We start from the raw sequence: 24818 nt of genomic DNA, 5'->3' as shown, positions 1-24818 counted from the left end.
GTTCCTCGGAAGTCGTCACCGTCGGCTCCGCCCTGAACGCGTGAATGCTTGCCCCGCCATCATTGCTTACCGGCGAGTAACACGCGAGGGTTCCACGGGAAGAGATCAGAAGTTGATGCTGCCGATCATCCCCGCGATGTTGTTCGTCAGCTCGCTGATCGTGGGCGCCATCGTCGACGAGGCCAGGTAGAAGCCGAGCAGCATGCACACGACGGCGTGCCCTGCCTTCAGGCCGGACTTCTTGATCAGCAGGAAGACGATGATCGCCAGCAGCACCACCGCCGAAATCGAGAGTGCCACGGCGGCTCACCTCCAAGGATCCCAGGGCGCGGGGGTAGGAATTGGGGGCAGACAGATCCACACAGCAGCCAGCAGGTTCATACCCACTATGCGCTAACGATCATAACTATCCGTACGTGCGCATCGATCGGCGCACTGCCGCACAAGGGGGCGCATGGCCAATATGGTCAGGGCATGACGACCGAGGCTGACTCCTTCCCCCGACGGCACGCCCGCACCCTGCGCTTCACACTCGGCGCGCCGCGTTCGTTCACCGTGGCTCCCGACGGTTCGCGTGTCGTGTTCCTGCGCTCGGGTTCCGGTACGGACCGGGCCCATTCACTCTGGATCCTCGACACGGAAGGGGGCGGGGAGCGCGTGGCGGCCGACCCGCGCGCCCTGCTGGGCGGGGCCCTGGAAAACCTCTCCGCCGAGGAGCGCGCGCGGCGCGAGCGGAGCCGTGAGGGCGGTGCCGGCATCGTCGGCTACGCCACCGACGCCGCCGTCGAGCTGGCGTCTTTCTCCTTGTCAGGGCGGCTTTTCGCGGCCGAGCTGCGGGCCGGGACGGCGCGTGAACTGCCCGCGCCGGGGCCGGTGATCGACCCCCGCCCCTCGCCCGACGGACGGCACGTCGCGTACGTCGCCCGGGGTGCGCTGCGGGTGACGGGGGCCGAGGGCGAGGACGACCGCGCGCTCGCAACACCCGAGTCCGAGGAGGTGACTTACGGCCTGGCGGAGTTCATCGCGGCCGAGGAGATGGGGCGTTCACGGGGCTTCTGGTGGTCGCCGGAGTCGGACCGGATGCTGGTGGCACGCGTGGACGACACGCCGGTGCAGCGGTGGTGGATCTCCGATCCCGCCCACCCGGAACGGGAGCCGAGCCCCGTGCGCTACCCGGCGGCGGGCACGCCGAACGCGGACGTCCGGCTCTTCGTGATCGGCCTCGACGGTACGCGCACCGAGGTCTCCTGGGACCGCGCGCGCTATCCGTATCTGGCGCAAGTGCACTGGTCAGAGGCAGGAGCTCCGCTGCTCCTCGTCCAGGCGCGCGACCAGCGCGCCTCGCTGATCCTGGCCGTGGACGCGGACACAGGGGCGACCCGGATGGTGCACGCCGACGAAGATCCAACTTGGCTGGAACTTTTCCCTGGGGTGCCCCGCTGGAGCCCCTCGGGTCAGCTGGTGCGGATCGCGGACGAAGGTGGTGCGCGACGACTCGTCGTGGGTGAACGGCCGCTCACCGGGCCCCAGTTGCACATCCGTGCGGTACTCGACGTCTCCGAGGACGACGTGCTGGTCTCGGCGTCGGCGGGCGAGGAGGCGGCCGATCCGGAGATCGGCGAGGTGCATGTGTACCGGGTGAACGAACTGGGCGTGGAGCGCCTCTCGCAGGAGCCCGGCGTGCACTCCGCGGTGCGCGCCGGGGGCGTGACCGTGCTCGTCTCCGCGACGCCGGATCGGCCAGGTTCGCGGGCGCAGGTGCTGCGTGACGGGAAACCGATGGCGACTGTCCCCTCGTACGCCGAAGACCCCGGTATGTCCCCCCGCGTGACCCTGACCCAGGGGGGCGCACGCCGCATTCCGTGCGCCGTGCTTATGCCTCGGGACTACGCCGGTGACACCCTTCTGCCGGTGCTCATGGACCCCTATGGTGGCCCGCACGGGCAGCGGGTGGTCGCCGCCCACAACCCGCATCTGACCTCGCAGTGGTTCGCCGACCAGGGGTTCGCCGTGATCGTCGCGGACGGGCGCGGCACCCCGGGCCGCTCGCCCGCCTGGGAGAAGTCCGTCAAGGACGACATCGCCGCGGTCGTCGTCCAGGACCAGGTCGACGCCCTCCAGGCGCTCGCCGGCGACTTCCCGCTCGACCTGGGCCGGGTCGCCGTCCGGGGCTGGTCCTTCGGCGGCTATCTGGCGGCCCTCGCGGCCCTGCGCCGCCCGGACGTCTTCCACGCGGCGGTGGTGGGCGCCCCGGTCACCGACCTCCGTCTCTACGACACCCACTACCAGGAGCGCTACGTCGGCCACCCGGACGAGCAGCCGGACGTCTACCGCCGCAACTCGGTGGTCGACGACGCGGGCCTGGTCGACGCCGCCGAACCGCACCGGCCGATGATGATCATCCACGGGCTGGCGGACGACAACGTGGTCGTCGCGCACTCCCTGCGGCTGTCCTCGGCGCTGCTGGCGGCCGGCCGCCCGCACGAGGTGCTGCCGCTGTCCGGCGTCACGCACATGACCCCGCAGGAGGAGGTCGCCGAGAACCTGCTGCGCCTCCAACTCGACTTCCTCAAGCGCTCCCTGGGGATCGCACACGAGGACGAACCGCGTTAACACACAGGCAACGTCACGGAAGCGGTACCGATATACGGACACGGAACGCTGAGCAGCGTACGGCCGTGCGGGTGCCGTAAGCGGGCCGGGGTGCGCCATGTCATCCCGGCCCGTCGCCGTTTCCCCGCCCTCCTCACGGCACCACCTGCCTCTCCGCGGCGAAGTGACAGGCCGACGCGTGTGCCGCCGGCCCCCCGCCCGCCCCGAACCACGCGGGAACCGCGAGCGCCGGGACCTCCAGCGCACAGCGCTCCCGCGCCTTCCAGCAGCGGGTCCGGAAGCGGCAGCCGGAGGGGATGTTCGTGGGCGACGGGACGTCGCCGCTGAGGATGATCCGCTCCCGGCGCTCCCTGGCCTCCGGGTCCGGCACGGGGACGGCGGAGAGCAGCGCCTGCGTGTAGGGGTGCGTGGGATGGTCGTAGATCTCGGTGTCGGTGCCGGTCTCCACGATCCGGCCGAGGTACATCACCCCGATCCGGTCCGAGATGTGCCGCACGATCGACAGGTCGTGCGCGATGAAGATGTAGGCGAGGTGGAACTCGCTCTGCAGCCGGCCCATCAGATTGATGACCTGGGCCTGCACCGAGACGTCCAGCGCGGAGACCGGTTCGTCGGCGACGATCACCTCGGGGCGCAGCGCCAGCCCCCGCGCGATGCCGATGCGCTGCCGCTGGCCGCCGGAGAACTGGTGCGGATAGCGGTTGATGTGCTCCGGGTTGAGGCCGACGACGTCCAGCAGCTCCTGCACCTTCCGGCGCCGGTCGCCCTTGGGCGCCACCTCGGGATGGATGTCGTACGGCTCCCCGATGATGTCGCCCACCGTCATCCGGGGGTTGAGGGAGCTGTACGGGTCCTGGAACACCATCTGGATGTTGCGGCGTACGGCCTTCAGCGCGCGCCCGGACAGCCTGGTGATGTCCTCGCCCTTGTAGCGGATCGAACCGGCCGTCGGCCGCTCCAGGTTGACCAGCATCTTGGCGACCGTCGACTTGCCGCAGCCGGACTCGCCGACGATGCCCAGCGTCTCGCCCCGGCCGAGGCGGAAGTCCACGCCGTCGACCGCCTTCACGGCGCCGACCTGCTTGCGGAAGACGACGCCCCGTGTCAGCGGGTAATGCTTGACCAGGTTGCCGGCTTCCAGGACCGTCTCAGCCGTCTCAGCCATTGAGGCACTCCGTCCAGAAGTGGCAGGCACTCCCCCGCGTCCCCGAGACCTCGTACAGCGGGGGCTCCTGGGTGCGGCAGATGTCCCGGGCGAGCGGACAGCGGGGGTGGAAGGCACAGCCCGGCGGGATGTGCATGAGGTTGGGCGGCAGGCCCCTGATGGCGTAGAGCTCCTGACCCTCGCGGTCCAGGCGCGGGATGGATTCCAGCAGGCCCCGGGTGTACGGGTGCGCCGGGGCCTTGTAGATGTCGTGCACGGGTGCCGACTCGACGATCCGGCCCGCGTACATCACGGCGATGCGGTCGGCGACGTCGGCGACCACGCCCAGGTCGTGGGTGATCAGGACGAGGCCCATGCGGTACTCGCGCCGGAGTTCCGCGAGCAGGTCCATGATCTGGGCCTGGACGGTGACGTCGAGGGCGGTGGTCGGTTCGTCGGCGATGATCAGGGCGGGTTCCAGGGCCAGCGCCATCGCGATCATGATGCGCTGGCGCATGCCGCCGGAGAACTGGTGCGGGTACTGCCGGACCCGCTCCCGGGCGGCGGGGATGCGTACCCGGTCCATCAGCTCCACCGCCTTGGCCCGCGCCTCCTTGCGGGACATGCCCCGGTGCACGGTGAACATCTCACCGAGCTGGTCGCCCACGCTGAGCACGGGGTTGAGGGACGACAGCGCGTCCTGGAAGATCATCGCCAGCTCGGCGCCCCGGATGCGCCGGCGTTCGTCCTCCTTGAGCCGCAGCAGGTCCCGCCCCCGGAAGACGACCTCGCCGCCGGTGATCCGGCCGGGCGGCATGTCGAGGATGCCCATGACGGCCTGCGCGGTCACGGACTTGCCGGAGCCGGACTCGCCCAGCACGGCCAGTGTCTCGCCGGCCTCCACGCCGTAGCTGACCCCGTTGACGGCCTTCGCGACCCCGTCCCGGGTGTGGAACTCCACGTGCAGGTCCCGCACTTCGAGCAGCACGGCGGATCACCTCAGTTTCGGGTCGAGGGCGTCGCGCACCGCGTCGCCGAGCATGATGAACGCCAGAACGGTGATCGCCAGGGCCCCGGAGGGCCACAGCAGGGCGTGCGGGGCGTTGCGGATGTACGGGGAGGCGGCGGAGATATCGATGCCCCAGGAGACGCTGGGCGGCTTCAGGCCGACGCCGAGGTAGGACAGGGTGGCCTCCAGCGCGATGTACGTGCCGAGCGCGATGGTCGCCACGACGATGACCGGCGCGACGGCGTTGGGCGCGATGTGCCGGAGCACCAGGCGGGCGTTGGAGGCGCCGAGCGCCCGCGCGGCCTGGACGTAGTCGTTCTGTTGGGCGGTGATGACGGCGCCGCGGGCGATGCGGAAGATCTGCGGCCAGCCGAGCAGCACGATGAAGCCGATGACCGGCCAGATGGTGTTGCTGGTGATGACGGACAGCAGCACCAGTCCGCCGAGGACGACCGGGATGGCGAAGAAGACGTCGGTGATCCGGGACAGGACCGAGTCCCAGAAGCCGCCGAAGAACCCGGCGAGGGCGCCCAGGACGCTGCCGAGGACGGCGACGCCGAGGGTGGCGAGGACGCCGACCGTCACCGAGGTACGGGCGCCGTGGACGGTGCGGGTGTAGACGTCGCAGCCCTGGCCGTCGAAGCCGAACGGGTGTCCGGCCTGGGGGCCCTGCTGGGCCTTGGACAGGTCACAGTCGAGGGGGCTGCCGGAGGCGATCGCCGAGGGCCACACGGAGATGAGGACCAGGAAGACGATGACCAGGGCCGAGACGATGAAGACGGGGTTGCGACGCAGGTCGCGCCAGGCGTCGGACCACAGGGAGCGGGGCCGTTCCCGCGGTCCGGTGCCGTCCGGGCCGCCCTCCGGCCGCTTCTCCAGGATCTCCGCCTCGTCCACGCCCAGGTCCACGGTGCCGCCCCGTCCGGTCCCGGCGAGGGCGCCCTCGGCTTCGTAGCGGTGGTCAGACATAGCGGATCCTCGGGTCGAGCAGGGCGTAGAGCAGGTCGACGACGAGGTTGGCGACCAGGAACACCAGCACCAGCACGGTGACGAAGCCGACGACGGTCTGGGTGTTCTGCCGGAGGATGCCCTGGTAGAGCTGGTAGCCGACGCCGTGGATGTTGAAGATCCGCTCGGTGACGATGGCGCCGCCCATGAGGAAGCCGATGTCGGCCCCGATGAAGGTGACCACGGGGATCAGCGAGTTGCGCAGCAGGTGCCGGATCACCACCCGGTGCCGGGGCAGGCCCTTGGCGACGGCGGTGCGGACATAGTCGGAGCGGTGGTTCTCCGCGAGGGAGGTGCGGGTGAGCCGGGTGACGTAGGCGAGGGAGACCGAGGCCAGCACCAGGCCGGGCAGTACCAGTTCCTCGAAGGTCGCCCCGGAGGAGACCGAGGGCCGGATCCAGCCCCACCTCACGCCGAGCAGCAGCTGGAGCAGCAGTCCCGTGACGAAGGTGGGCACCGAGATGACGACGAGGGTGATCAGCAGGACACCGGTGTCGACGGGGCGGCCCCGGCGCAGTCCGGTGACCACGCCGAGGGTGACGCCGATGACGATCTCGAAGAGGATCGCGATCAGGGTGAGCCGGATGGTGACGGGGAAGGCCGTCGACATCAGCTCGGTGACCTCCTGGCCGTTGAAGGCCGTGCCGAAGTCGCCGGTGAAGACATTGCCCATGTAGGTCAGGTATTGCCGCCAGAGGGGCTGGTCGAGGCCGAACTCCTGCTCCAGCCGGGCGGCGGTCGCCGGATCGCACCGGCGTTCGCCGCACAGCCCGGCGATGGGGTCGCCCATCACATTGACCATGAGGAAGATCAGCAGCGTGGCCCCGATGAACACCGGGATCATCTGGAGCAGCCGCCGGACGACATAGCGCCCCATGGCGGATCAGCTCACCTTGATCTGGTCGTACACGGGGACGCTGAAGGGGTTGAGCTTGACCTCGGTCAGCCGCTCCGACCAGCCGGCGCTGCCGTTCTGGTACCAGAGCGGGATGGCGGCCATGTTGTCGCGGACGACCTCCTCGGCCTGCTGGAACAGGCCGATGGCCTTGGCGCTGTCGGTCTCCTGGTTGGCGCGGTCGACGAGGTCGTCGAACTTCTTGTTGGACCACTTGCCGTCGTTGGAGGAGGCGTTGGTGTAGTACAGCGGCTGGAGGAAGTTCTGGATGAGCGGGTAGTCCATCTGCCAGCCCGCCCGGAACGGGGCCGTCATCTTCCGGTCGGTGATCTCGCTGCGGAAGTCGGCGAAGGTACCGACCGGGTTGGCGGTGCAGGCGCGCTCGTTGTCCAGCGCGTTGTTGATCGAGTTGCACACGGCGTTGACCCATTCGCGGTGGGAGCCGGTGTCCGCGTTGAAGGTGATCGTCACCTTGCCGCCGGGCAGGCCGCCGCCCTCCTCGATAAGCTTCTTCGCCCCGTCGGGGTCGTACGCGCAGCCCTTTCCGCACAGGCCGGCCTTGAAGCCGCCGTCCTCGCCGAGGACGGGTGAGGTCCAGTCGGTGGCGGGGGTGCGGGTCTTGTGGAAGATCGTGTCGGTGATCTGCTTGCGGTCGATGGCCATGGACAGGCCCGTGCGGACCTTCTCCGAACCGGCCTTCTTCCAGTCCTCGTCGTAGAAGGGGAAGGCGAGGGTCTGGATGATCCCGGCGGGGGTGTTGAGGTAGCGGTCGCCGAGGTCGTTGCGCACGTTCCTCAGCTGGGCGGCGGGGACGTCGTCGACCAGGTCGAGGTTGCCGGCGAGCAGGTCGGTGTAGGCGGTGTTGTTGTCGGTGTAGACCTTGAGGTCGACGCCGCCGTTCCGCGCCTTGTCGGGGCCGGGGTAGTCGTCCCAGGTGCGCAGCGACATCTGTGAGCCGCGGGTGTAGGAATCCACCAGGTACGGGCCGTTGCCGACGGGCTTCCTCACCCAGGCGTCGTGGTCGTCGAAGAAGGCACGGGGCAGCGGGGCGAAGGCGTTGTAGCCCAGGGTGTCGGGGAAGGTGGAGAACTTCTGGGTGAGCGCGACGGTGAAGGTGCGCTCCCCGGTGACCTTCAGGCCGGACAGGGTGTCGGCGGTCTGCTTCCCCTCCTCGGGGTGGACCTGGTCGTAGCCCTGGATGTAGCCGAAGAAGTACGAGTTGCGCTGGTTGTTCTTCAGACTCGCGCCGTAGTTCCAGGCGTCGACGAAGGACCGGGCCGTGACCTTCTCGCCGTCGCTGAAGGTCCAGCCGTCCTTGACGGTGATGGTGAAGTTCTGCGAGTCGGAGCTCTCGATCTTCTCGGCGAGCATGTCCTGGGCCTCGCCGGTCTCCGGGTGGTACCGCTTCAGCCCCCGGAAAATCATGTCGAGGACCTTGCCGCCCTGCACCTCGTTGGTGTTCGCCGGCTCCAGCGGGTTCTGCGGGTCGCCCCAGGAGGCGCTCAGCACGGCGCCGGCGTCGCCGCTGCTGCCGTCCGCGTCTCCGCAGGCGGTCGCGGCGAGGGCGGCCGCCATGGCGCATACGGCCCATCTGGCGTGCGTGGCTCCGCGCATGGGGTGCCTCCTCGTACGTGCGCCGATCCTTGACGCCAATATCGGCGCAAGGGGTGCAGGGCGCACATGTAGGGCACCTGTACGGGGTCGACTCCAGCCGGATGTACGTACGACAGGCCCCCGAACGGGCAACGGCCGCCGACCGCCCTCCAGGGGGGCGAACGGCGGCCGTGGCCTGCGACGGGGGTGTCACTCCTTCGTGACGGACTCCTTCGTGACGGATTCCTTCGCGATGGACTCCTCCAGCGCCTTCAGCGCCGGGTCGAGGACGACGTCCTCGTCACGGGCCTCGGTGCTCGGGTCCTCCGGGAAGTGGCAGGCCGTCAGGTGACCCTCGCGGTTGCCGGAGAGCCGCACCAGCGGCGGCTCCTCGGTGGCGCACTTGTCCTGCGCCTTCCAGCAGCGGGTGCGGAAGCGGCAGCCGGACGGCGGCATGATCGGCGAGGGCACATCACCGTAGAGGCGGATGCGCTCCCGGTTCTCCTCCTCGTCGTCCATCGCCACCTCGGGCACGGCCGACAGCAGCGCGTGGGTGTACGGGTGCCGGGGCGCGTTGTAGATGGAGTCCCGGTCGCCGACCTCGACCACCTTGCCGAGGTACATCACGGCCACGCGCTGCGAGAAGTGCCGGACCACCGCGAGGTCGTGGGCGATGAACAGGAAGGCGATGCCCAGTTCTTCCTGGACCTTCTGCAGCAGGTTGACGACCTGCGCCTGGATCGACACGTCGAGCGCGGAGACCGGCTCGTCCGCGACGATCAGCTTCGGGTTCAGGGCGAGGGCGCGGGCCACGCCGATGCGCTGCCGCTGGCCGCCGGAGAACTCGTGCGGGAAGCGGTTGTAGTGCTCGGGGTTGAGGCCGACGAGCTCGAGCAGCTCGCGCACCTTCTTCTCCCGGCCGCCCGCGGGGTTGATCCCGTTGACCTCCATGGGCGACCGGATGATGGTGCCGACGGTCTGCCGCGGGTTCAGCGAGGAGTACGGGTCCTGGAAGATCATCTGGATCTCGGACCGCACGGGCGCCAGCCGCTTGCGCGAGGCGTGCGTGATGTCCTGGCCCGCGTACTCGATCCTGCCGCCGGTGGGCTCGAGGAGCCGGGTGATGAGCCGGCCGGTGGTCGACTTGCCGCAGCCCGACTCGCCGACCAGGCCGACGCTCTCGCCGACGCCGACGGTCAGGTCCACCTTGTCGACGGCCTGGACGGCGCCGACCTTCCGCTTGATCGGAAAGCCGCCGTAGATCGGGAAGTGCTTGGTCAGGCCCTCCACCTTCAGCAGCGCCTCGGTGGACGCGCCGGTGGAGCCCTGCTGTGCGGGGAGGGTGAGTTTGTCGCTCATGTCTCGGATCTCTCCCTAGCGCAGCCGGGGCTGGATCGTGTCGATGAATATGGTCTGCTTCTGCTCCGCCGTCAGGTGGCAGGCAGCGGCACGGCCCTCGCCGAGCGCCGGGCGCTCGGTGCTGCAGCGGTTGCCCGACACCTTGTCCGTGAAGGCACAGCGCGGGTGGAAGGGGCAGCCGGAGGGAGGGTTCAGCAGGCTGGGCGGCGATCCGGGGATCGGGTTGAGCGCCTGCGAGGTGTCGCCGCCGAGGCGCGGCATCGAGCTGAGCAGGCCCCAGGTGTAGGGGTGCTTGGGCTCGCGCAGCACCTCGCGGACGCTGCCGCGCTCCACGGCCCGGCCGGAGTACATCACCAGCAGGTCGTCGGCCATGTCGGAGATGACGCCGAGGTCGTGCGTGATGAAGATGATCGCGGAGCCGAACTCCTGCTGGAGGTCCTTGAGCAGGTCGAGGATCTGCGCCTGGACCGTCACGTCGAGGGCCGTGGTCGGCTCGTCGGCGATCAGCAGGTCGGGGTCGCAGACCAGCGCCATGGCGATCATGGCGCGCTGGCGCATACCGCCGGAGAACTGGTGCGGGTAGTCGTCCACCCGGGTCTTGGGCTGCGGGATGCCGACCTTGGTCAGCATCTCGATCGCCCGCTGCCGGGCCTCCTTCTTGGAGGCACCGGTGTGCTTCATGTACGGCTCGGCGATCTGCCGGCCCACCGTGTAGTACGGCGACAGCGCCGTCAGCGGGTCCTGGAAGATCATCGCGACCTTGTTGCCGCGAAGCTTCTCCATCTCCTTCTCGGAGGCGGTCACCAGGTCCTGGCCCTCGAGGAGGATCTCGCCCTCGACGGTGCTGGTCTTGGGGTTGTGCAGGCCGAGCACCGTCAGGTTGGTGACGGACTTGCCGGAGCCCGACTCGCCCACGATGCCGAGGGTCTTGCCGCGCTCGACGTCGAAGGACAGTCCGTCGACCGCCTTGACGATGCCGTCCTCGGTGGAGAACCGCACCCGCAGGTCGCGGACCGAGAGGAAGGAGCCGGGCCCGGTCGGGGCCTTGTCACCTTCGGTCTTGGTCAGTGTGGTCACGGTGTTTCTCCTAGCTGAGCCGCACGCGCGGGTCGATGTATGCGTACGCGAGGTCGACGATGATGTTCAGGACCAGGATGAAGAACGCCCCGAACAGCATGATGCCCATCGTCAGGGGCAGGTCCTTCGTCAGCGAGGAGTCGACCGCGAGCCGGCCGAGGCCGGGCAGGTCGAAGGTGAACTCCGTGACGACCGCGCCCGCGAGCAGGGAGCTGAGGTCGATGCCGAGGATGGTGACGATCGGGATGAGGGAGCCGCGCCAGGCGTAGCGGAAGAACACGTACCGCTGCGACATGCCCTTGGCGCGCGCGGTGCGGACATGCTCCTCCTGCAGTTGCTCGATCATGGTCGAGCGCGACATACGCGTGTACTGGGCGGTGAAGATGGTGGCCATCACGACCCAGGGGATGAGCAGTCCGAGAGCCCAGGCTCCCGGGTTCTCGGTGAATTCGTACTCCTTGGGGTTCTCCATGATGCCGGAGCTGTAGACCAGGATGTAGAGGACGATCGGTCCGAGCAGGTAGATCTGGAAGGAGCTCAGCACGATGGAGGCGCCGGAGACGAGCTTGTCGATCATGGTGCCGCGCTTCCAGGCGGCGAGCAGACCCGAGCCGAGGCCCAGGGACAGGAAGATCACCAGGCCGCCGACGGTCAGCGACAGCGTCAGCGGGAAGCGGTCGACGATGGAGTCCCAGACGAACTCGCCGGTGTCGAAGGAGACGCCCAGGCACGGCGCGGAGCAGTGGCCCTGCGGGAAGTCCCGGCCGGCCACGATGCCCGACATGAACTCCCAGAACTGTGTGGTGATGGGCTTGTCCAGGCCGAGGTTCTCCCGGATCACCGCGAGGTTCTCGGGCGAGCAGTTTCTGCCGCAGGACAGCGCAGCGAAATCCTGTGGAATCGTATAGAACAGGAAGAACGTGAAGGCGCCGATCAGGAACATGATGACGACGGCGCCGATCAGCCTGCGGATGAGGAACTGAAGCATGGCGGGTGAATGCTCTCTTCGAAACGCGGCGGCAGGAGGGGGAAACCGTCCGCGGGGGTGCACTCCGCCTGGCGCACACCCCCGCGGTCAGCCGAGCTGACGGTTACGGCTGCTTCAGGTACAGGTCGTTGATGTCGATGTAGCTCGACTCAGTGCTGTACTTGGCGCCACCGATGTTCGATCCGTAGAGCTGGATCTGCTTCGAGTAGTAGACCGGGGCAGCCGGGTTGATCTCCTCCACGATGCGCTTGTGGGCCTGCTCCCAGGTCTTGGCGGCCTCTTCCGGCTCCTGCGTCAGGGCCTTCTTGATGAGGTCGTTGACCTGCTTGTCGTTGATGTGCGAGTAGTTCGACGCACCGTCCTGGATGAGCTCACCGTCGTACACGGGGGTGATGACCGTGGACGCCGACGGCCAGTCCTGGCCCCAGCCGGTCATGTAGATGTCGTACGGGTTCTTCAGCTTGCCGACCTGCTCGTAGAAGCTGGCCCGGTCGATCTCCTTGGCCTGGACGTCGAAGCCGATCTTGCCCAGGGCGTCCTTGATGATGACCTGCTGGGCCTGGCCGCGCGGCGTGTTGGAGTAGGCGTAGGTGAGCTTCGTGCCCTTCTTGACACCCGCCTCCTTCAGCAGCTGCTTGGCCTTCTCGAGGTCGCCGTTGGGCTTCTTCAGCTTGCCGAACGGGTCGTACGTCGGGTCGAAGTTCGGCAGGGTCGGGGCGAGCAGACCGCCGGCGACCTCACCGCCGTAGCGGCCACCGTCCGCCTGGACCATCGACTGGTTCGGGATCGCGTAGGTGATCGCGTCGCGGACCTTCTTGTCCTTGACCCGGTCCAGGTTGAAGGTCAGCTGCCACACGTAGGGCTGGTAGCCCTGGATCGTGCGCTTCTTGGCCGACGCGTCGCCGATGACCGTGGACAGCTGCGCCGGGTCGACCGAGTCCGTGAACTGGATGGCGTTCTTGGCCTCGCCCTGGTCGGCGATCAGACGCTTGGTCTGGCTGGGCTGGTCGATCGTCGAGGTGAAGTTGTAACCGTCGACGTACTGGTGGCGCACCGAGTCCGTCTTCGCGTCCCACTGGTCGTTCTTGACCAGCTTCATCGACTTGCCGGCCTTGTACTCGGCGATCTTGTAGGGGCCGAGCGCCGCCGGGGCGTCGTCGTACTTCTCCTTCGTGTCCTGCTTCTCGGGCACGATGGCGTAGCCGGCCATGGCCAGGGCCTGCGGGAGGTCCGGGCGCGGCTTGTCGAAGTGGAAGACGACCGTCTTGTCGTCCGGGGTCTCCAGCACGGAGTCCGGCAGGTGCTTGCCCTTGTAGGGGCCGTCCGGCAGCGCCTTGCGGTAGTCGTTGCCCGAGAGCCAGGACTGGACGTAGGTCGGGCCGTCGAAGATGACCTTCGAGTACATGCGCTCGATGGTGTGGCGGACGTCGGCCGAGGTGATGACGTTGCCATCCTCGTCCTTGACGCCGTCCTTGAGCGTGTACGTCCAGGTCTTGCCGCCGTCGGAGGACTTGCCGGAGTCGGTGGCGATGTCACCGACGACCGTCAGGTTACCCTTGTCGTCCTCCTGGAAGTTGGTCAGACCGCGGTGGATCAGGTTGGCGAACTGGCCCGCGTCGCTGACGTAGATCTGAGCCGGGTCCATGTGGGACAGGTCCGACTGCATGTAGACGTTGATGAAACCGCCGGGCTTGGCTCCGGGGACCTCCGCGGCGGGACCGGTGGAGGCGGCGGCGTCACCGTAGGCGACAGGATCCTGCTGCTCGGCAGCGTCCTTCTGGTTCTTTGAGTTGTCCTTGCCCTTGCTGCCGCCGTTGTCGCCGGAGCAGCCGGTCAGCGCCAGCGAGCCGGCCACGATGGCCACGGCGATGGCACGCGCGGTACGCGTTCTGATGGGCTTCATGATGCCGATGCACCTACCTGTCAATAGTTGTCCACGAGTGCTGCCTAGCGGTCCGGTAGCCCGGCACGGGGGCGGCAGCTCCCCCACCACCAATGGACGATTACCGTCCGGTCTTGGGGTCGAATGCGTCCCGGACGGAGTCTCCGAGAAGGTTGAAGGCGAGAACGAAGATCACCAGCGCCGCGCCAGGGAAGAACATGAACATCGGGTCCTGCTCGTACACGTCGGCGCCGACGGCGAACATCCGGCCCCAGTCGGGGGTCGGCTCCACGAAGCCGACACCGATGAACGAGAGGAAGGCGATGGTGAGGATCGTGCTCGGGAGGATGTAGGTGGCCTGCACCAGGATCGGTGTGACGATGTTCGGCAGGATCTCCTTGCGCACGATGCGCCAGGGAGAAGCGCCGGACACCTTGGCCGCCTCCACGAACTCCCGGTCCGCCAGCGACAGTACGGAACTGCGCACCAGACGGGCCAGGCCCATCCAGCCGAGGAACCACATCACCAGGACGATCGCCAGGGCCCGCAGATAGGTGGGGGTCTCGTTCTGCGGGTCGACGAACAGCGCGGTGACGACGGGCATGAAGGCGATGAAGAACAGCTGGCTGGGGAAGGCGAGGAAGAAGTCCGTGATCCGTCCCAGCCAGTAGTCCACCCGGCCGCCGAAGTACCCGCTGACCATGCCGATGATCACGCCGGTGATCACACAGAGTGTGGTGACGACCACGGCCATGTACAGCGAGGTCCGCATGCCGTACAGCAGCATCGTGAACACGTCACGCCCCAGCTTCGGCTCGACGCCGAACCAGAACTCGCCCGACATGCCGCCGAAGGAACCGGTGGGCATGGCGAAGTCGTCCAGAAGGAAGGGGTACTCCGGTTCCTGCGCGTACAGCGTGTAGGGATCCTTCCCGTAGGCCTTCGCGATGAGCGGAGCACACGCGGAGACCACGAAGAAGAAAATCACTACGCAAGCGGAAACGACCCCGGTACGGTCGCGCTTGAAGCGCTGCCACATCAACTGGCCGGGGGAACGACCCTCGGGCTGCTTCTCGCCCTTGGCGACCGTGTTCTCGGTGGTCGCTGCGAGCTCAGGGTCCAAGACAGCCGCGGACCCGGAGTCCTCGGCCTTGATTGGACTGGTCATCGTGTTCGTCCCCCGGGGGGTTGGAGAGTTGAGCGCAGCACAGATACCGGCAGGTTCTGTGGTTTGGGGGAACTTTCGCCAAGACGGTCAACGCGCGTCAAGGGCGGAAGACATAGGGATCTCCCTACCGTCCATATTTTGAGCAAAAATTGCAAAGATTGACATCTGCGCGCGCTTGACATTCCCACGGACAAACCGGCAATCCGGGCATTTAGGTGCACCTTTTTGTTTACTTGTCCGAAACGTGTTCGGACGCACACCGATATCCGAACGAGACCTCCCGCTGCCCGGGAGTCAAGCCGGGAGTCAAGGGGGCGGACGAGCGCGCGACGCCGGACCGCGCGCCGGGCCCGTACCATGGAGTGAGGCCGTGGCGGCAGCCCGGCAGGGCCCGCACACCACAGACGCTCGTGCAGGGCATTCCTCAGCACTCCGGGAGTACGCCTTTTATGGCTCCGTCCGCAACACGTCACGACATCCGCAACGTCGCCATCGTCGCTCACGTCGATCACGGCAAGACCACCATCGTCGACGGCATGCTCAAGCAGGCCGGCGCCTTCGCCGCCCATCAGCTCGACTCGGTCGACGACCGCATGATGGACTCGAACGACCTGGAGCGTGAGAAGGGCATCACGATCCTCGCCAAGAACACGGCGGTGAAGTACCACCCCAAGGACGGCGGGGAGCCCATCACGATCAACATCATCGACACCCCCGGCCACGCCGACTTCGGCGGCGAGGTCGAGCGCGGTCTGTCGATGGTCGACGGTGTGGTGCTGCTGGTGGACGCCTCCGAGGGCCCGCTGCCGCAGACCCGCTTCGTGCTGCGCAAGGCGCTGCAGCAGCGGCTGCCGATCATCCTCTGCATCAACAAGACGGACCGTCCGGACGCCCGGATCGACGAGGTCGTCAACGAGACCTACGACCTCTTCCTCGACCTGGACGCCGACGAGGAGCAGATCGAGTTCCCGATCGTCTACGCCTGCGGCCGTGACGGCGTCGCCTCCCTGACCAAGCCGGAGGACGGCACGGTCCCGGCGGACTCCACCAGCCTGGAGCCGTTCTTCTCGACGATCCTGGACTACATCCCGGCGCCGACCTATGACGCGGAGGCCCCGCTCCAGGCCCACGTCACCAACCTCGACGCCGACAACTTCCTCGGCCGTATCGCCCTGCTCCGCGTGCACCAGGGCGAGCTGAAGAAGGGGCAGACGGTCGCCTGGATGAAGCGCGACGGCTCCGTCTCCACCGTGCGCATCTCCGAGCTGATGATGACCGAGGCGCTCACCCGCAAGCCCGCGGAGAAGGCCGGCCCCGGCGACATCTGCGCCGTCGCCGGCATCCCGGACATCATGATCGGCGAGACCCTGGCCGACCCGGAGAACCCGGTGCCGCTGCCGCTGATCACGGTGGACGAGCCGGCGATCTCCATGACCATCGGCACCAACACCTCCCCGCTGGTCGGCCGCGGCGGCACCGGCAAGGGCGCCGACAACAAGGCGGCCGTCAAGGACCGCAAGGTCACCGCCCGCCAGGTCAAGGACCGTCTGGACCGCGAGCTGATCGGCAATGTCTCGCTCCGCGTGCTGGACACCGACCGCCCCGACGCCTGGGAGGTGCAGGGCCGCGGCGAGCTGGCGCTGGCCATCCTGGTCGAGCAGATGCGCCGTGAGGGCTTCGAGCTCACCATCGGCAAGCCGCAGGTGGTCACCAAGGAGGTCGACGGCAAGGTGTACGAGCCCGTCGAGCGCATGACCATCGACGTCCCCGAGGAGCACATGGGCGCGGTCACGCAGCTCATGGGCGTCCGCAAGGGCCGTATGGACAACATGTCCAACCACGGCTCCGGCTGGGTGCGCATGGAGTTCGTGGTGCCCTCCCGCGGTCTGATCGGCTTCCGTACGGAGTTCCTGACCCAGACCCGCGGCACGGGCATCGGCCACTCCATCCACGAGGGGCACGAGCCCTGGTTCGGCACGCTGACCACGCGCAACAACGGTTCGCTGGTCGCCGACCGCTCCGGCGCGGTCACCGCGTTCGCGATGACCAACCTCCAGGAGCGCGGCGTGCTGTTCGTCGAGCCCGGCACCGAGGTGTACGAGGGCATGATCGTCGGCGAGAACTCCCGCTCCGACGACATGGACGTCAACATCACCAAGGAGAAGAAGCTCACCAACATGCGGTCGTCCACGGCCGATGTGGCCGAGTCGATCGTTCCGCCGCGCAAGCTGTCGCTCGAGCAGTCCCTGGAGTTCTGCCGTGACGACGAGTGCGTGGAGGTCACCCCGGAGGCCATCCGCATCCGCAAGGTGAACCTGGACGCCCGCGAGCGCGCCCGCGCCGCGAGCCGCGCCAAGCACGGCTGACCCGGCGGGTACGGACAACTGGGAGCGGCCCACCCCGGGCGGGGGTGGGCCGCTCCCGTGTGTGCCCGAGGCGTCAGTCCCCGGCCGACGTCTCGGGACTCCTGATGCCCGGCGAGCCCGACGGGCCCTGGGCGGACTTCTTCAAAAAGCCCATGTCCTCGTACACCGGCGTGCGCAGACCGAAGGCGCCGGCGTTGGCGAGGTTCTTGCGGGCCGCGGTGAGCTGGGGGCGCTGGTAGAGGGGGATCGAGGCGGCCGCCGCCCAGATGCGGGAGTCCGCCTTGCGGATCAGGGCGTGCCGCTCGGAGTCGCCGAGGGTGCCGATGGCCTGGTCGAAGAGCTGGTCGACCTGGTCGGTGCCGACGCGGGTCCAGTTCTGCTCCACGTTCAGGGAGCCGTCGGCGGCCGGGACGGGCTTGGAGTAGATGGGGCGGGCGTCGGTGGCGGGGAAGGCGGTCGCGGGCCACGAGTACAGGGCGAGGTCGTACTTGCCGGAGGCGATGTGGTCCTTGAAGTAGCTCTCGTGGTCGACCTTGCTGATGTCGGTGCGGATGCCGATCTTCTCCAGCATCCGCGCGATGCGGTCGGCCACGGTGGCCAGCGTGTCCGAGCCCGGTCCGGTGGGCAGGACGAACCGGAGGGTGAGCGCCTTGCCGTCCTTGGCGACGGGGGCCTTCTCGGCCTTGGCCGGGGCGGCGGTGCCCTTGGGGGCGTAGGCGCCGGGGGCGCCGCCCTGCTTCAGGTGCTGGGTGCCGGTACCGGAGTCGCGCGGGGCCTTGTCGTCGCTGCCGTCGCCCGCGTCACTCTTGTTGTCCTCGCCGACGATGTACGTGCCGTCGTCGCCGCCCTCCGACTCGCTCCCGGAGTTCCCCTCCGCGCCGGCCGCCTCCTCGCCGTCGTCCTTCTTCTTCTCCTTCTTGACCGGACCGCCCGGCACCCAGCCGGCGTCCGCGAGCAGGGCCCGCGCCTCCTTGGCGTCCTGCTTGCCGACGGCGCCGCTGTTGTCGGCGTAGGCGGCCTGGCCGGCCAGCGCGAGGTGGCTGCCGACGGGCTGGGCGGGCAGGCCCAGCGGCTTCAGCGCCGCCTCGGCGAGGGCCCGGCGGTCCAGGGCGCGGGCCACGGCGCGGCGGACCCGCTCGTCGGCGAGGGGACCGTCGGCGCCGTTGAGGGCGAGCTGGGTGTAGGCGGGCTCCAGTGACTTGCGCACCTCGAACCCGGTGAGGGCCTTCTGCTGACGGGCGTACTTGGCGGCCTTCTTGCGCAGCTTCTTGCGGGCGGAGATCTCCTCGTCGGCGGCCTCCTCGTCGGAGCCCTTGGCGACCGCCCAGGAGTGCAGGGCATCCGCGGCGGTCCGGTCGGCGCCGGGGCCCGCGAGGGGGCTGCTCTCGCTCTGCGGAAGGGCGGCGACGGTGATGCGGCGGGCGGCGGAGGGGTCGATCTCGGCCAGATCGAGGGTGCCGGCGCTGAGCGCGGAGATCCGCTTCTCGTGGGGCACGGAGCGCAGCACGATCGTCGAGAGCTTCGCCGGGTCGCCCCACCAGCGCGTGTTCCGGGTGAGGGTGACCTCGTCCTTCTTGGTGTCGACCGTCTGCACCGTGAAGGGTCCCGCGGTGACCTTCAGCTTCTTGCGCGCCCCGTCGTTGAAGGAGTCGGGCGTGCCCATGACCTCCTTGGGGTACAGCGGGGTGAACAGGGACTTCCAGTCGGCGTAGGGGCGCCGGAAGGTGACCTTGACCTCGAGGTTGTTCTTGCCCCGCTCGACCTTCTCGATGCGGTCGTAGCCGGCGTTGCGGGCGGTCCAGTAGGCGGTGTCCTTGCCGGACAGGGCGCGCCACTGGGCGGCGAAGTCGGCGGCGCCGATCTCGCGGCCGTCGCTCCAGACGGCCTGCTGGTTGAGCCTGTAGACGACCACCTGCCGGGGCTCGGTGTCGACGACCTCGGCGGACTCCAGATAGTCCGGGTTGCGCACCGCCCGGCCCCGTTCGTCCATCCGGTACAGGGACGGCAGGACGGCCTGGGTGATCCGGGAGGTGGTGGTGTCGGCGTCCGCCTGGAAGGTGTTCAGGGTGGCCGGGACGGTGTCCACGGCCCAGCGCAGGGTGCCCCCGTCCGTGATCTTCGCCCGGTCGGCGGATGCGATGTCCGCCCCGGCCGGCGGCTTGCCCGAGGGATCGTCGGACCCGCATCCGGCCAGCGCCGGCACCGCGAGCATGCCGGCGGTGAGGAAGGCGACCGGGCGCAGAGCCGCGCGCGGGCCGATGCCGTCAGGGGACATCTCTGGGTACCTCCGGGAAGCCGCGGGCGTTACGATCACATTTGTTGGTATTTGGAGTTCATCCGATCTATGCGGCCCACTGAAGAGGAAAGGGTTCGGCAACTCAGGGCGACACGGCGGCCATGGGTGACAAGCCCACCCGCCCGGCGCAACGCACCATCCGGTGCACCCCTACGGCTCGGCCAATCGATGCACATCCCTTCACAGCGCAAGGTGTGACACGCAACACTCTCAGGCGCATGAACGTTGCCGCCTTGGGCCAGAAGGACCCGCGGAAGTGAGGGCAAGTCATGTCCGTGCACGACGAACTGACATCCGTCCAGCGCTGTCTCGACGATCTGATCCGGTCGGTGGGGCGCCTGGAGAAGCAGCTGGGCAGCGGCGGCCTGGAGATGCGCCGCGTCCGCGCCGACACCAATCACCTGCGCGAGAGCGTCGCGCTGCTGCGGGAGACGGCCGCCGCCACCGCGGCCCCGCAGAAGCGGCCCGACCTCGTGACCATCCCCGACACGCCGTACGACCCCTCGCTGTGGGTGGACTCGGACGACGAGGGTCTCGGCGCCCGCGACCGTCACGCCCCCTGACCCCCCGCCGATCGCGGCGCCCCCCTGACCCCTACCGGAGTGGACAAGTGGCCACTGGCACGGAACCCCCTGCCACAGAACCCCATCGCCCGAGCGGCGGCGTGAGAACCGGTGCGCGCGCCGCGATCGCCGCCCCGCACCTGCGGACCGACCGCTGGTGGCTGGCCCCGGCCGCCACCGCGGCCGGGCTGCTCGCCTTCATCGTCTACTCGACCTGGCGGGCCTTCGCCAACGCCGACTACTACGCGGCGCCGTATGTCTCGCCGTTCTACTCGCCTTGTCTGGCGGAGAACTGCGAACCGATGAAGGCGGGGCCGAACTGGGAGCTCTTCGGGAGCTGGTGGGGCATCTCGCCGGCGATCATCATCCTGATTTTCCCGCTCGGTTTCCGGCTGACCTGCTACTACTACCGCAAGGCCTACTACCGGGGCTTCTGGGCGTCCCCGCCGGCCTGCGCGGTGGCCGAGCCGCACGACAGGTACACCGGGGAGACCGGCTTCCCGCTGATCCTGCAGAACACCCACCGGTACTTCTTCTACGCGGCGATCCTGGTCGCCGGCATCCTGACCTACGACACCGTGCTCGCCTTCCGCGACGAGGACTACAACTGGGGCCACATGGGGCTCGGCACCCTGGTCTTCCTGGTCAACATCGTGCTGATCTGGGCGTACACCATCTCCTGTCACTCCTGCCGGCACATCGTCGGCGGGAAGCTGAAGCACTTCTCCCGGCATCCGGTGCGCTACCGGATGTGGCAGGTGGTGGGCCGGCTGAACGCACGGCACATGCAGCTCGCCTGGGCGTCGCTGGTGAGCGTGGCGCTCGCCGATCTCTATGTGTATCTCGTCGCGTCCGGTGTCTTCGACGATCCGCGCTTCTTCTAGCTGGGGGCCTTCACTGATGTCCGTGGTCGACCGACAGGAGTGGGACGTCGTCGTGGTCGGGGCCGGCGGCGCCGGTCTGCGCGCCGCGATCGAGGCGCGCGAGAGGGGCGCCCGTACGGCTGTGATCTGCAAGTCGCTGTTCGGCAAGGCGCACACCGTGATGGCCGAGGGCGGCATCGCGGCGGCGATGGGGAATGTCAACGCCGGTGACAACTGGCAGGTCCACTTCCGCGACACCATGCGCGGCGGGAAGTTCCTCAACCAGTGGCGGATGGCCGAGCTGCACGCCCAGGAGGCCCCGCAGCGGGTGTGGGAGCTGGAGACCTGGGGCGCGCTGTTCGACCGGACGAAGGACGGCCGGATCTCGCAGCGCAACTTCGGCGGCCACGAGTACCCGCGCCTCGCCCACGTCGGGGACCGTACGGGCCTGGAGCTGATCCGCACCCTCCAGCAGAAGATCGTCTCGCTCCAGCAGGAGGACTTCCGGGAGACCGGGAACCACGAGTCCCGGCTGAAGGTCTTCCAGGAGTGCACGGTCACACGCGTGCTGAAGGACGGCGAGCGAAGCGAGATGGGGGTCCCCCCGGCCGAAGGCTGGGGGAGGGTGAGCGGGGTCTTCGGGTACGAGCGCGAATCCGGGCGGTTCTTCGTGCTGGAGGCGCCCGCCGTGGTGATCGCCACCGGCGGGATCGGCAAGTCGTTCAAGGTGACGTCGAACTCGTGGGAGTACACCGGCGACGGGCACGCGCTGGCGCTGCTGGCCGGGGCCCCGCTGCTGAACATGGAGTTCGTGCAGTTCCACCCGACGGGGATGGTCTGGCCGCCGTCGGTGAAGGGCATCCTGGTCACCGAGTCGGTGCGCGGGGACGGCGGGGTGCTGCGCAACTCCGAGGGCAAGCGGTTCATGTTCGACTACATCCCGGACGTCTTCAAGGACAAGTACGCCGAGTCCGAGGAGGAGGGCGACCGCTGGTACGACGACCCGGACCACAACCGGCGCCCGCCCGAACTGCTCCCCCGCGACGAGGTGGCCCGCGCGATCAACGCCGAGGTGAAGGCGGGCCGCGGCTCCCCGCACGGCGGGGTGTTCCTGGACGTGTCCACGCGGATGCCGGCCGAGGTGATCAAACGGCGGCTGCCGTCGATGTACCACCAGTTCAAGGAGCTGGCGGACGTGGACATCACGGCGGAGGCGATGGAGGTCGGGCCGACCTGTCACTACGTGATGGGCGGCATCGCCGTCGACTCCGACTCGGCGGCGGCGCGCGGGGTGCCGGGGCTGTTCGCGGCCGGTGAGGTGGCCGGCGGGATGCACGGCTCGAACCGGCTGGGCGGCAACTCCCTCTCGGACCTGCTGGTGTTCGGGCGCCGGGCGGGCCGGCACGCGGCCGAGTACGCGGGCGCCGCGGGGGCCGAGCGGCCCCGCGTGCACGACGTGCAGGTCGACACGGCCGCCGCGGAGGCCCTGCGCCCGTTCTCCGCGGAGGGCGGGGAACCGGCCGAGGGCCCGCCGGAGAACCCGTACACCGTGCACCAGGAGCTCCAGCAGACCATGAACGACCTGGTCGGCATCATCCGCCGTGAGCACGAGATGAAGCGGGCCCTGGAGAAGCTCGCCGAGCTGCGGGTACGGGCGGGCCGGGCCGGGGTCGAGGGGCACCGGCAGTTCAACCCGGGCTGGCACCTCGCCCTCGACCTCAGGAACATGCTGCTGGTCAGCGAGTGCGTGGCCCGCGCGGCACTGGAACGCACCGAGTCGCGCGGCGGCCACACCCGCGAGGACTACGCGGAGATGGACCGGTCCTGGCGCAACGTCAATCTGCTGTGTGCGCTGGCCGACACCGCGGACGGTTCCGCGGCCGACGGCGCGGCGCGCGGCCGGATCGCCCTCACCCGTGAGACCACCGAACCCATCCGCCCCGACCTGCTCGCCCTCTTCGAGAAGGACGAGCTGGTCAAGTACCTCGCCGAAGAGGAGCTCTACGAGTGAGCAGCTACAACGCCCGCTTCAAGGTGTGGCGGGGGGACGCGCAGGGCGGCGGCCTGGAGGACTTCCAGGTCGAGGTGAACGACGGCGAGGTCGTCCTCGACATCATCCACCGGCTCCAGGCCACCCAGGCGCCCGACCTCGCCGTGCGCTGGAACTGCAAGGCAGGCAAGTGCGGATCGTGCTCGGCGGAGATCAACGGGCGCCCGCGGCTGCTGTGCATGACCCGGATGTCGGTGTTCGAGCGGGACGAGACCGTCACCGTGACCCCGCTGCGGGCCTTCCCGGTGATCCGGGACCTGGTGACGGACGTCGGCTTCAACTACACCAAGGCCCGGGAGGTCCCCTCCTTCGTGCCGCCGGAGGGGGTCGGTCCGGGCGAGTACCGGATGATGCAGGAGGACGTGGAGCGTTCGCAGGAGTTCCGCAAGTGCATCGAGTGCTTCCTGTGCCAGGACGTCTGCCATGTGATCCGGGACCACGAGGAGAACAAGCAGGCGTTCGCCGGGCCGCGCTTCCTGATGCGGGTGGCGGAGCTCGACATGCATCCGCTGGACGCGGCGGAGGACACCGGCCTGGACCGCAAGCGCACGGCCCAGGACGAACACGGCCTCGGCTACTGCAACATCACCAAGTGCTGCACGGAGGTCTGCCCCGAGGGCATCAAAATCACGGACAACGCGCTGATCCCGTTGAAGGAACGGGCGGTGGACCGCAAGTACGACCCGCTGGTGTGGCTGGGTTCGAAGATCAGGAGGCGTTAGGGCGGCGCAGCCAGCCCTCCCGGTACTCCTTCCAGTTCGTCTCCGTCGCCGCGAAGTCGATGTACGGGGCGACGCCGAAGAGCTCCCGGCCGGGGTCGGTCCGGGAGAGGCCGAGGCGGGCGCCGCGGACGGCGGCGGCGACGGTCTCGGCGTGGCCCCAGTGACCGAAGTTGCTCTCGTAGTAGAACGGCAGACCGATCAGCAGGTGGGTGGTGGGCGGGGTGACCTCCAGGGCGAGGGAGGTCTGCTGGGCGACATAGCCGCCGTAGGTGCCCTCCAGCGGCTGCGCGGTGTCGTACGTCATCACGGCGATCTGGTCGACGCGCCGGGCAACCTGGCCGAAGAACTCCTGCGACCACCACTTGGGGTGGTCGGCGAACACGCCGACCACGGTGTGCAGGGCCGGGAGCGGGTCGATCTGGTGGGCGGCGACGGACAGCTGGGCGTCCTCGGCGCGGGTGACGTCGCGCAGGTCGTCCAGGAGGGAGAGGTAGCACCGGTCGCCGGAGTGCACGGGTTCCAGGTCGAGGTGGACGCCGTCGTACCCGGCGTCCAGGACCTGGCCGGCGCTGCGGACGACCTCGGCGCGGGTGGCGGCGCGGTCCAGGTGCAGGCCCTCGGGGCCGCCGTTGGCGAGGACGTCCCCGAGGAACGCCTGGACACGAACGCCCGGCAGCTCCCGGTGCACGGCGTCAATGAACCAACGGGCGCGCGGATAGGCCGACTCCGGCAGGGTCCCGTCGTGCTCCAAGGGGCCGGTGTGCACGTAGAGATCCCGAATCCCCGTCCCCTCCAGGCGGCGAGCGAGCGCGCCGACGCCGGCGTCCTTCTTACGCCCGTCAACCCAGGCATGCCCCAGCCACATGGCGTCCCGGCCCCGGCTGTACGTCCCCTCCGCCGGGTTACCCACGTAATTGACACGCAGGGCCACCCCGACGGCAAGCACCGGCACGAGCAGCACGAGGGCGACGACGAGTGCGGCCCGTCTGACCCGACGGACCCAGGGTCTACGGCGCCGTTCCGGTGCCGGCCCGCCGGAGTCACCGTCAACCGACTCCGGCGCGGCACCGGGACCTGGCTCGGCGGAAGCGCCGGGGGTCGGCTCCGGGGAGGCCTCAGGGACCGGCTCGGCGGGAACGTCGGGGGACGGCTCCGGCGAGACCGCAGGGCCCGGCTCGGCCGGAACGCCAGGGGACGGCTCCGGGAAGACGTCAGCGCCCGG

The 24818-nt window shown here is 68.9% G+C and carries 18 protein-coding genes and 1 pseudogene; 6 read left to right on the top strand and 13 right to left on the bottom strand.

From position 1 onward, the window contains the following. Positions 1 to 105 precede the first annotated feature (105 nt). Positions 106 to 300, bottom strand: coding sequence for a hypothetical protein (locus AB0L56_RS02780; protein ID WP_361022239.1), 195 nt, complete (start codon positions 298 to 300; stop codon positions 106 to 108). A gap of 174 nt (positions 301 to 474) precedes the next feature. Here AB0L56_RS02780 and AB0L56_RS02775 point away from each other — a divergent pair, with 174 nt between their 5' ends. Then, the gene (locus AB0L56_RS02775; protein WP_365418187.1) at positions 475 to 2613 is read left to right on the top strand and encodes a prolyl oligopeptidase family serine peptidase; all 2139 of its coding nucleotides are present in this window, start codon (positions 475 to 477) and stop codon (positions 2611 to 2613) included. Between the two features lie 133 nt (positions 2614 to 2746). Here AB0L56_RS02775 and AB0L56_RS02770 read toward each other — a convergent pair whose 3' ends face one another. The 10 genes from AB0L56_RS02770 to AB0L56_RS02725 form a co-directional block, all read right to left on the bottom strand. Beyond that, positions 2747 to 3778 carry a dipeptide ABC transporter ATP-binding protein gene (locus AB0L56_RS02770; protein ID WP_365418184.1) on the bottom strand — a complete coding sequence of 344 codons (1032 nt, stop codon included), beginning with the start codon at positions 3776 to 3778 and terminating at the stop codon, positions 2747 to 2749. Further along, on the bottom strand, positions 3771 to 4745 hold the full coding sequence (locus tag AB0L56_RS02765) for an ABC transporter ATP-binding protein (RefSeq protein WP_365418181.1): 975 nt from the start codon (positions 4743 to 4745) through the stop codon (positions 3771 to 3773). The genes AB0L56_RS02770 and AB0L56_RS02765 overlap by 8 nt, the downstream gene beginning before the upstream one ends. 6 nt (positions 4746 to 4751) lie before the next feature. Continuing rightward, positions 4752 to 5735 carry an ABC transporter permease gene (locus AB0L56_RS02760; RefSeq protein ID WP_365418179.1) on the bottom strand — a complete coding sequence of 328 codons (984 nt, stop codon included), beginning with the start codon at positions 5733 to 5735 and terminating at the stop codon, positions 4752 to 4754. Further along, positions 5728 to 6651, bottom strand: coding sequence for an ABC transporter permease (locus tag AB0L56_RS02755; RefSeq protein WP_365418176.1), 924 nt, complete (start codon positions 6649 to 6651; stop codon positions 5728 to 5730). Before AB0L56_RS02755 ends, AB0L56_RS02760 begins: the two co-directional genes overlap by 8 nt. A 6-nt stretch (positions 6652 to 6657) precedes the next feature. Beyond that, positions 6658 to 8283 carry an ABC transporter substrate-binding protein gene (locus AB0L56_RS02750; protein ID WP_365418174.1) on the bottom strand — a complete coding sequence of 542 codons (1626 nt, stop codon included), beginning with the start codon at positions 8281 to 8283 and terminating at the stop codon, positions 6658 to 6660. 189 nt (positions 8284 to 8472) lie between these two features. Beyond that, positions 8473 to 9621 (bottom strand): dipeptide ABC transporter ATP-binding protein, encoded by a 1149-nt coding sequence (locus tag AB0L56_RS02745; RefSeq protein ID WP_365418171.1) that lies wholly within the window; start codon positions 9619 to 9621, stop codon positions 8473 to 8475. A gap of 15 nt (positions 9622 to 9636) precedes the next feature. Then, the gene (locus AB0L56_RS02740; protein ID WP_365418168.1) at positions 9637 to 10698 is read right to left on the bottom strand and encodes an ABC transporter ATP-binding protein; all 1062 of its coding nucleotides are present in this window, start codon (positions 10696 to 10698) and stop codon (positions 9637 to 9639) included. A 10-nt stretch (positions 10699 to 10708) separates the two neighbouring features. Beyond that, complete coding sequence (locus AB0L56_RS02735; protein ID WP_365418165.1) at positions 10709 to 11686, bottom strand: ABC transporter permease; 978 nt, start codon at positions 11684 to 11686, stop codon at positions 10709 to 10711. A gap of 103 nt (positions 11687 to 11789) precedes the next feature. Then, positions 11790 to 13589, bottom strand: coding sequence for an ABC transporter substrate-binding protein (locus tag AB0L56_RS02730; RefSeq protein ID WP_365418162.1), 1800 nt, complete (start codon positions 13587 to 13589; stop codon positions 11790 to 11792). Positions 13590 to 13689: 100 nt separating this feature from the next. Then, positions 13690 to 14736 carry an ABC transporter permease gene (locus AB0L56_RS02725; RefSeq protein ID WP_361022206.1) on the bottom strand — a complete coding sequence of 349 codons (1047 nt, stop codon included), beginning with the start codon at positions 14734 to 14736 and terminating at the stop codon, positions 13690 to 13692. Between the two features lie 449 nt (positions 14737 to 15185). Between AB0L56_RS02725 and typA the strand changes: the two genes are divergently transcribed. Further along, positions 15186 to 17102 (top strand): translational GTPase TypA, encoded by a 1917-nt coding sequence (gene typA, locus AB0L56_RS02720; RefSeq protein WP_365418159.1) that lies wholly within the window; start codon positions 15186 to 15188, stop codon positions 17100 to 17102. Positions 17103 to 17175: 73 nt separating this feature from the next. Here typA and AB0L56_RS02715 read toward each other — a convergent pair whose 3' ends face one another. Then, positions 17176 to 19377 (bottom strand): ABC transporter family substrate-binding protein, encoded by a 2202-nt coding sequence (locus AB0L56_RS02715; protein WP_365418156.1) that lies wholly within the window; start codon positions 19375 to 19377, stop codon positions 17176 to 17178. Between the two features lie 290 nt (positions 19378 to 19667). Between AB0L56_RS02715 and AB0L56_RS02710 the strand changes: the two genes are divergently transcribed. Genes AB0L56_RS02710 through AB0L56_RS02695 form a run of 4 tightly spaced genes read left to right on the top strand, consistent with a single transcriptional unit; the run spans position 19668 to position 23596 of the window. Then, positions 19668 to 19961, top strand: coding sequence for a hypothetical protein (locus tag AB0L56_RS02710; RefSeq protein ID WP_361022197.1), 294 nt, complete (start codon positions 19668 to 19670; stop codon positions 19959 to 19961). Between the two features lie 47 nt (positions 19962 to 20008). Further along, positions 20009 to 20845, top strand: coding sequence for a hypothetical protein (locus AB0L56_RS02705; RefSeq protein ID WP_365418153.1), 837 nt, complete (start codon positions 20009 to 20011; stop codon positions 20843 to 20845). Positions 20846 to 20861: 16 nt separating this feature from the next. Continuing rightward, on the top strand, positions 20862 to 22835 hold the full coding sequence (locus tag AB0L56_RS02700; RefSeq protein ID WP_365418151.1) for a fumarate reductase/succinate dehydrogenase flavoprotein subunit: 1974 nt from the start codon (positions 20862 to 20864) through the stop codon (positions 22833 to 22835). Then, on the top strand, positions 22832 to 23596 hold the full coding sequence (locus AB0L56_RS02695; protein WP_365418148.1) for a succinate dehydrogenase/fumarate reductase iron-sulfur subunit: 765 nt from the start codon (positions 22832 to 22834) through the stop codon (positions 23594 to 23596). The genes AB0L56_RS02700 and AB0L56_RS02695 overlap by 4 nt, the downstream gene beginning before the upstream one ends. Here AB0L56_RS02695 and AB0L56_RS02690 read toward each other — a convergent pair. Further along, positions 23583 to 24611, bottom strand: a pseudogene (locus AB0L56_RS02690) (hypothetical protein); the annotation flags it as partial. The gene AB0L56_RS02695 and the pseudogene AB0L56_RS02690 overlap by 14 nt on opposite strands. Between the last annotated feature and the right edge of the window lie 207 nt (positions 24612 to 24818).

This window comes from Streptomyces sp. NPDC052079 (assembly GCF_040680275.1).
Classification (GTDB): Bacteria; Actinomycetota; Actinomycetes; order Streptomycetales; family Streptomycetaceae; genus Streptomyces.
The sequence above is the reverse complement of the archived record's forward strand: the minus strand, read 5'-3'. Positions and strand labels throughout refer to the sequence as shown.

Coding starts and splice junctions, on each gene's coding strand:
- AB0L56_RS02775 (WP_365418187.1), top strand. CDS start 475: ATGACGACCGAGGCTGACTCCTTCCCCCGACGGCACGCCCGCACCCTG.
- AB0L56_RS02770 (WP_365418184.1), bottom strand. CDS start 3,778: ATGGCTGAGACGGCTGAGACGGTCCTGGAAGCCGGCAACCTGGTCAAG.
- AB0L56_RS02760 (WP_365418179.1), bottom strand. CDS start 5,735: ATGTCTGACCACCGCTACGAAGCCGAGGGCGCCCTCGCCGGGACCGGA.
- AB0L56_RS02755 (WP_365418176.1), bottom strand. CDS start 6,651: ATGGGGCGCTATGTCGTCCGGCGGCTGCTCCAGATGATCCCGGTGTTC.
- AB0L56_RS02750 (WP_365418174.1), bottom strand. CDS start 8,283: ATGCGCGGAGCCACGCACGCCAGATGGGCCGTATGCGCCATGGCGGCC.
- AB0L56_RS02745 (WP_365418171.1), bottom strand. CDS start 9,621: ATGAGCGACAAACTCACCCTCCCCGCACAGCAGGGCTCCACCGGCGCG.
- AB0L56_RS02735 (WP_365418165.1), bottom strand. CDS start 11,686: ATGCTTCAGTTCCTCATCCGCAGGCTGATCGGCGCCGTCGTCATCATG.
- AB0L56_RS02730 (WP_365418162.1), bottom strand. CDS start 13,589: ATGAAGCCCATCAGAACGCGTACCGCGCGTGCCATCGCCGTGGCCATC.
- AB0L56_RS02725 (WP_361022206.1), bottom strand. CDS start 14,736: ATGACCAGTCCAATCAAGGCCGAGGACTCCGGGTCCGCGGCTGTCTTG.
- typA (WP_365418159.1), top strand. CDS start 15,186: ATGGCTCCGTCCGCAACACGTCACGACATCCGCAACGTCGCCATCGTC.
- AB0L56_RS02715 (WP_365418156.1), bottom strand. CDS start 19,377: ATGTCCCCTGACGGCATCGGCCCGCGCGCGGCTCTGCGCCCGGTCGCC.
- AB0L56_RS02710 (WP_361022197.1), top strand. CDS start 19,668: ATGTCCGTGCACGACGAACTGACATCCGTCCAGCGCTGTCTCGACGAT.
- AB0L56_RS02700 (WP_365418151.1), top strand. CDS start 20,862: ATGTCCGTGGTCGACCGACAGGAGTGGGACGTCGTCGTGGTCGGGGCC.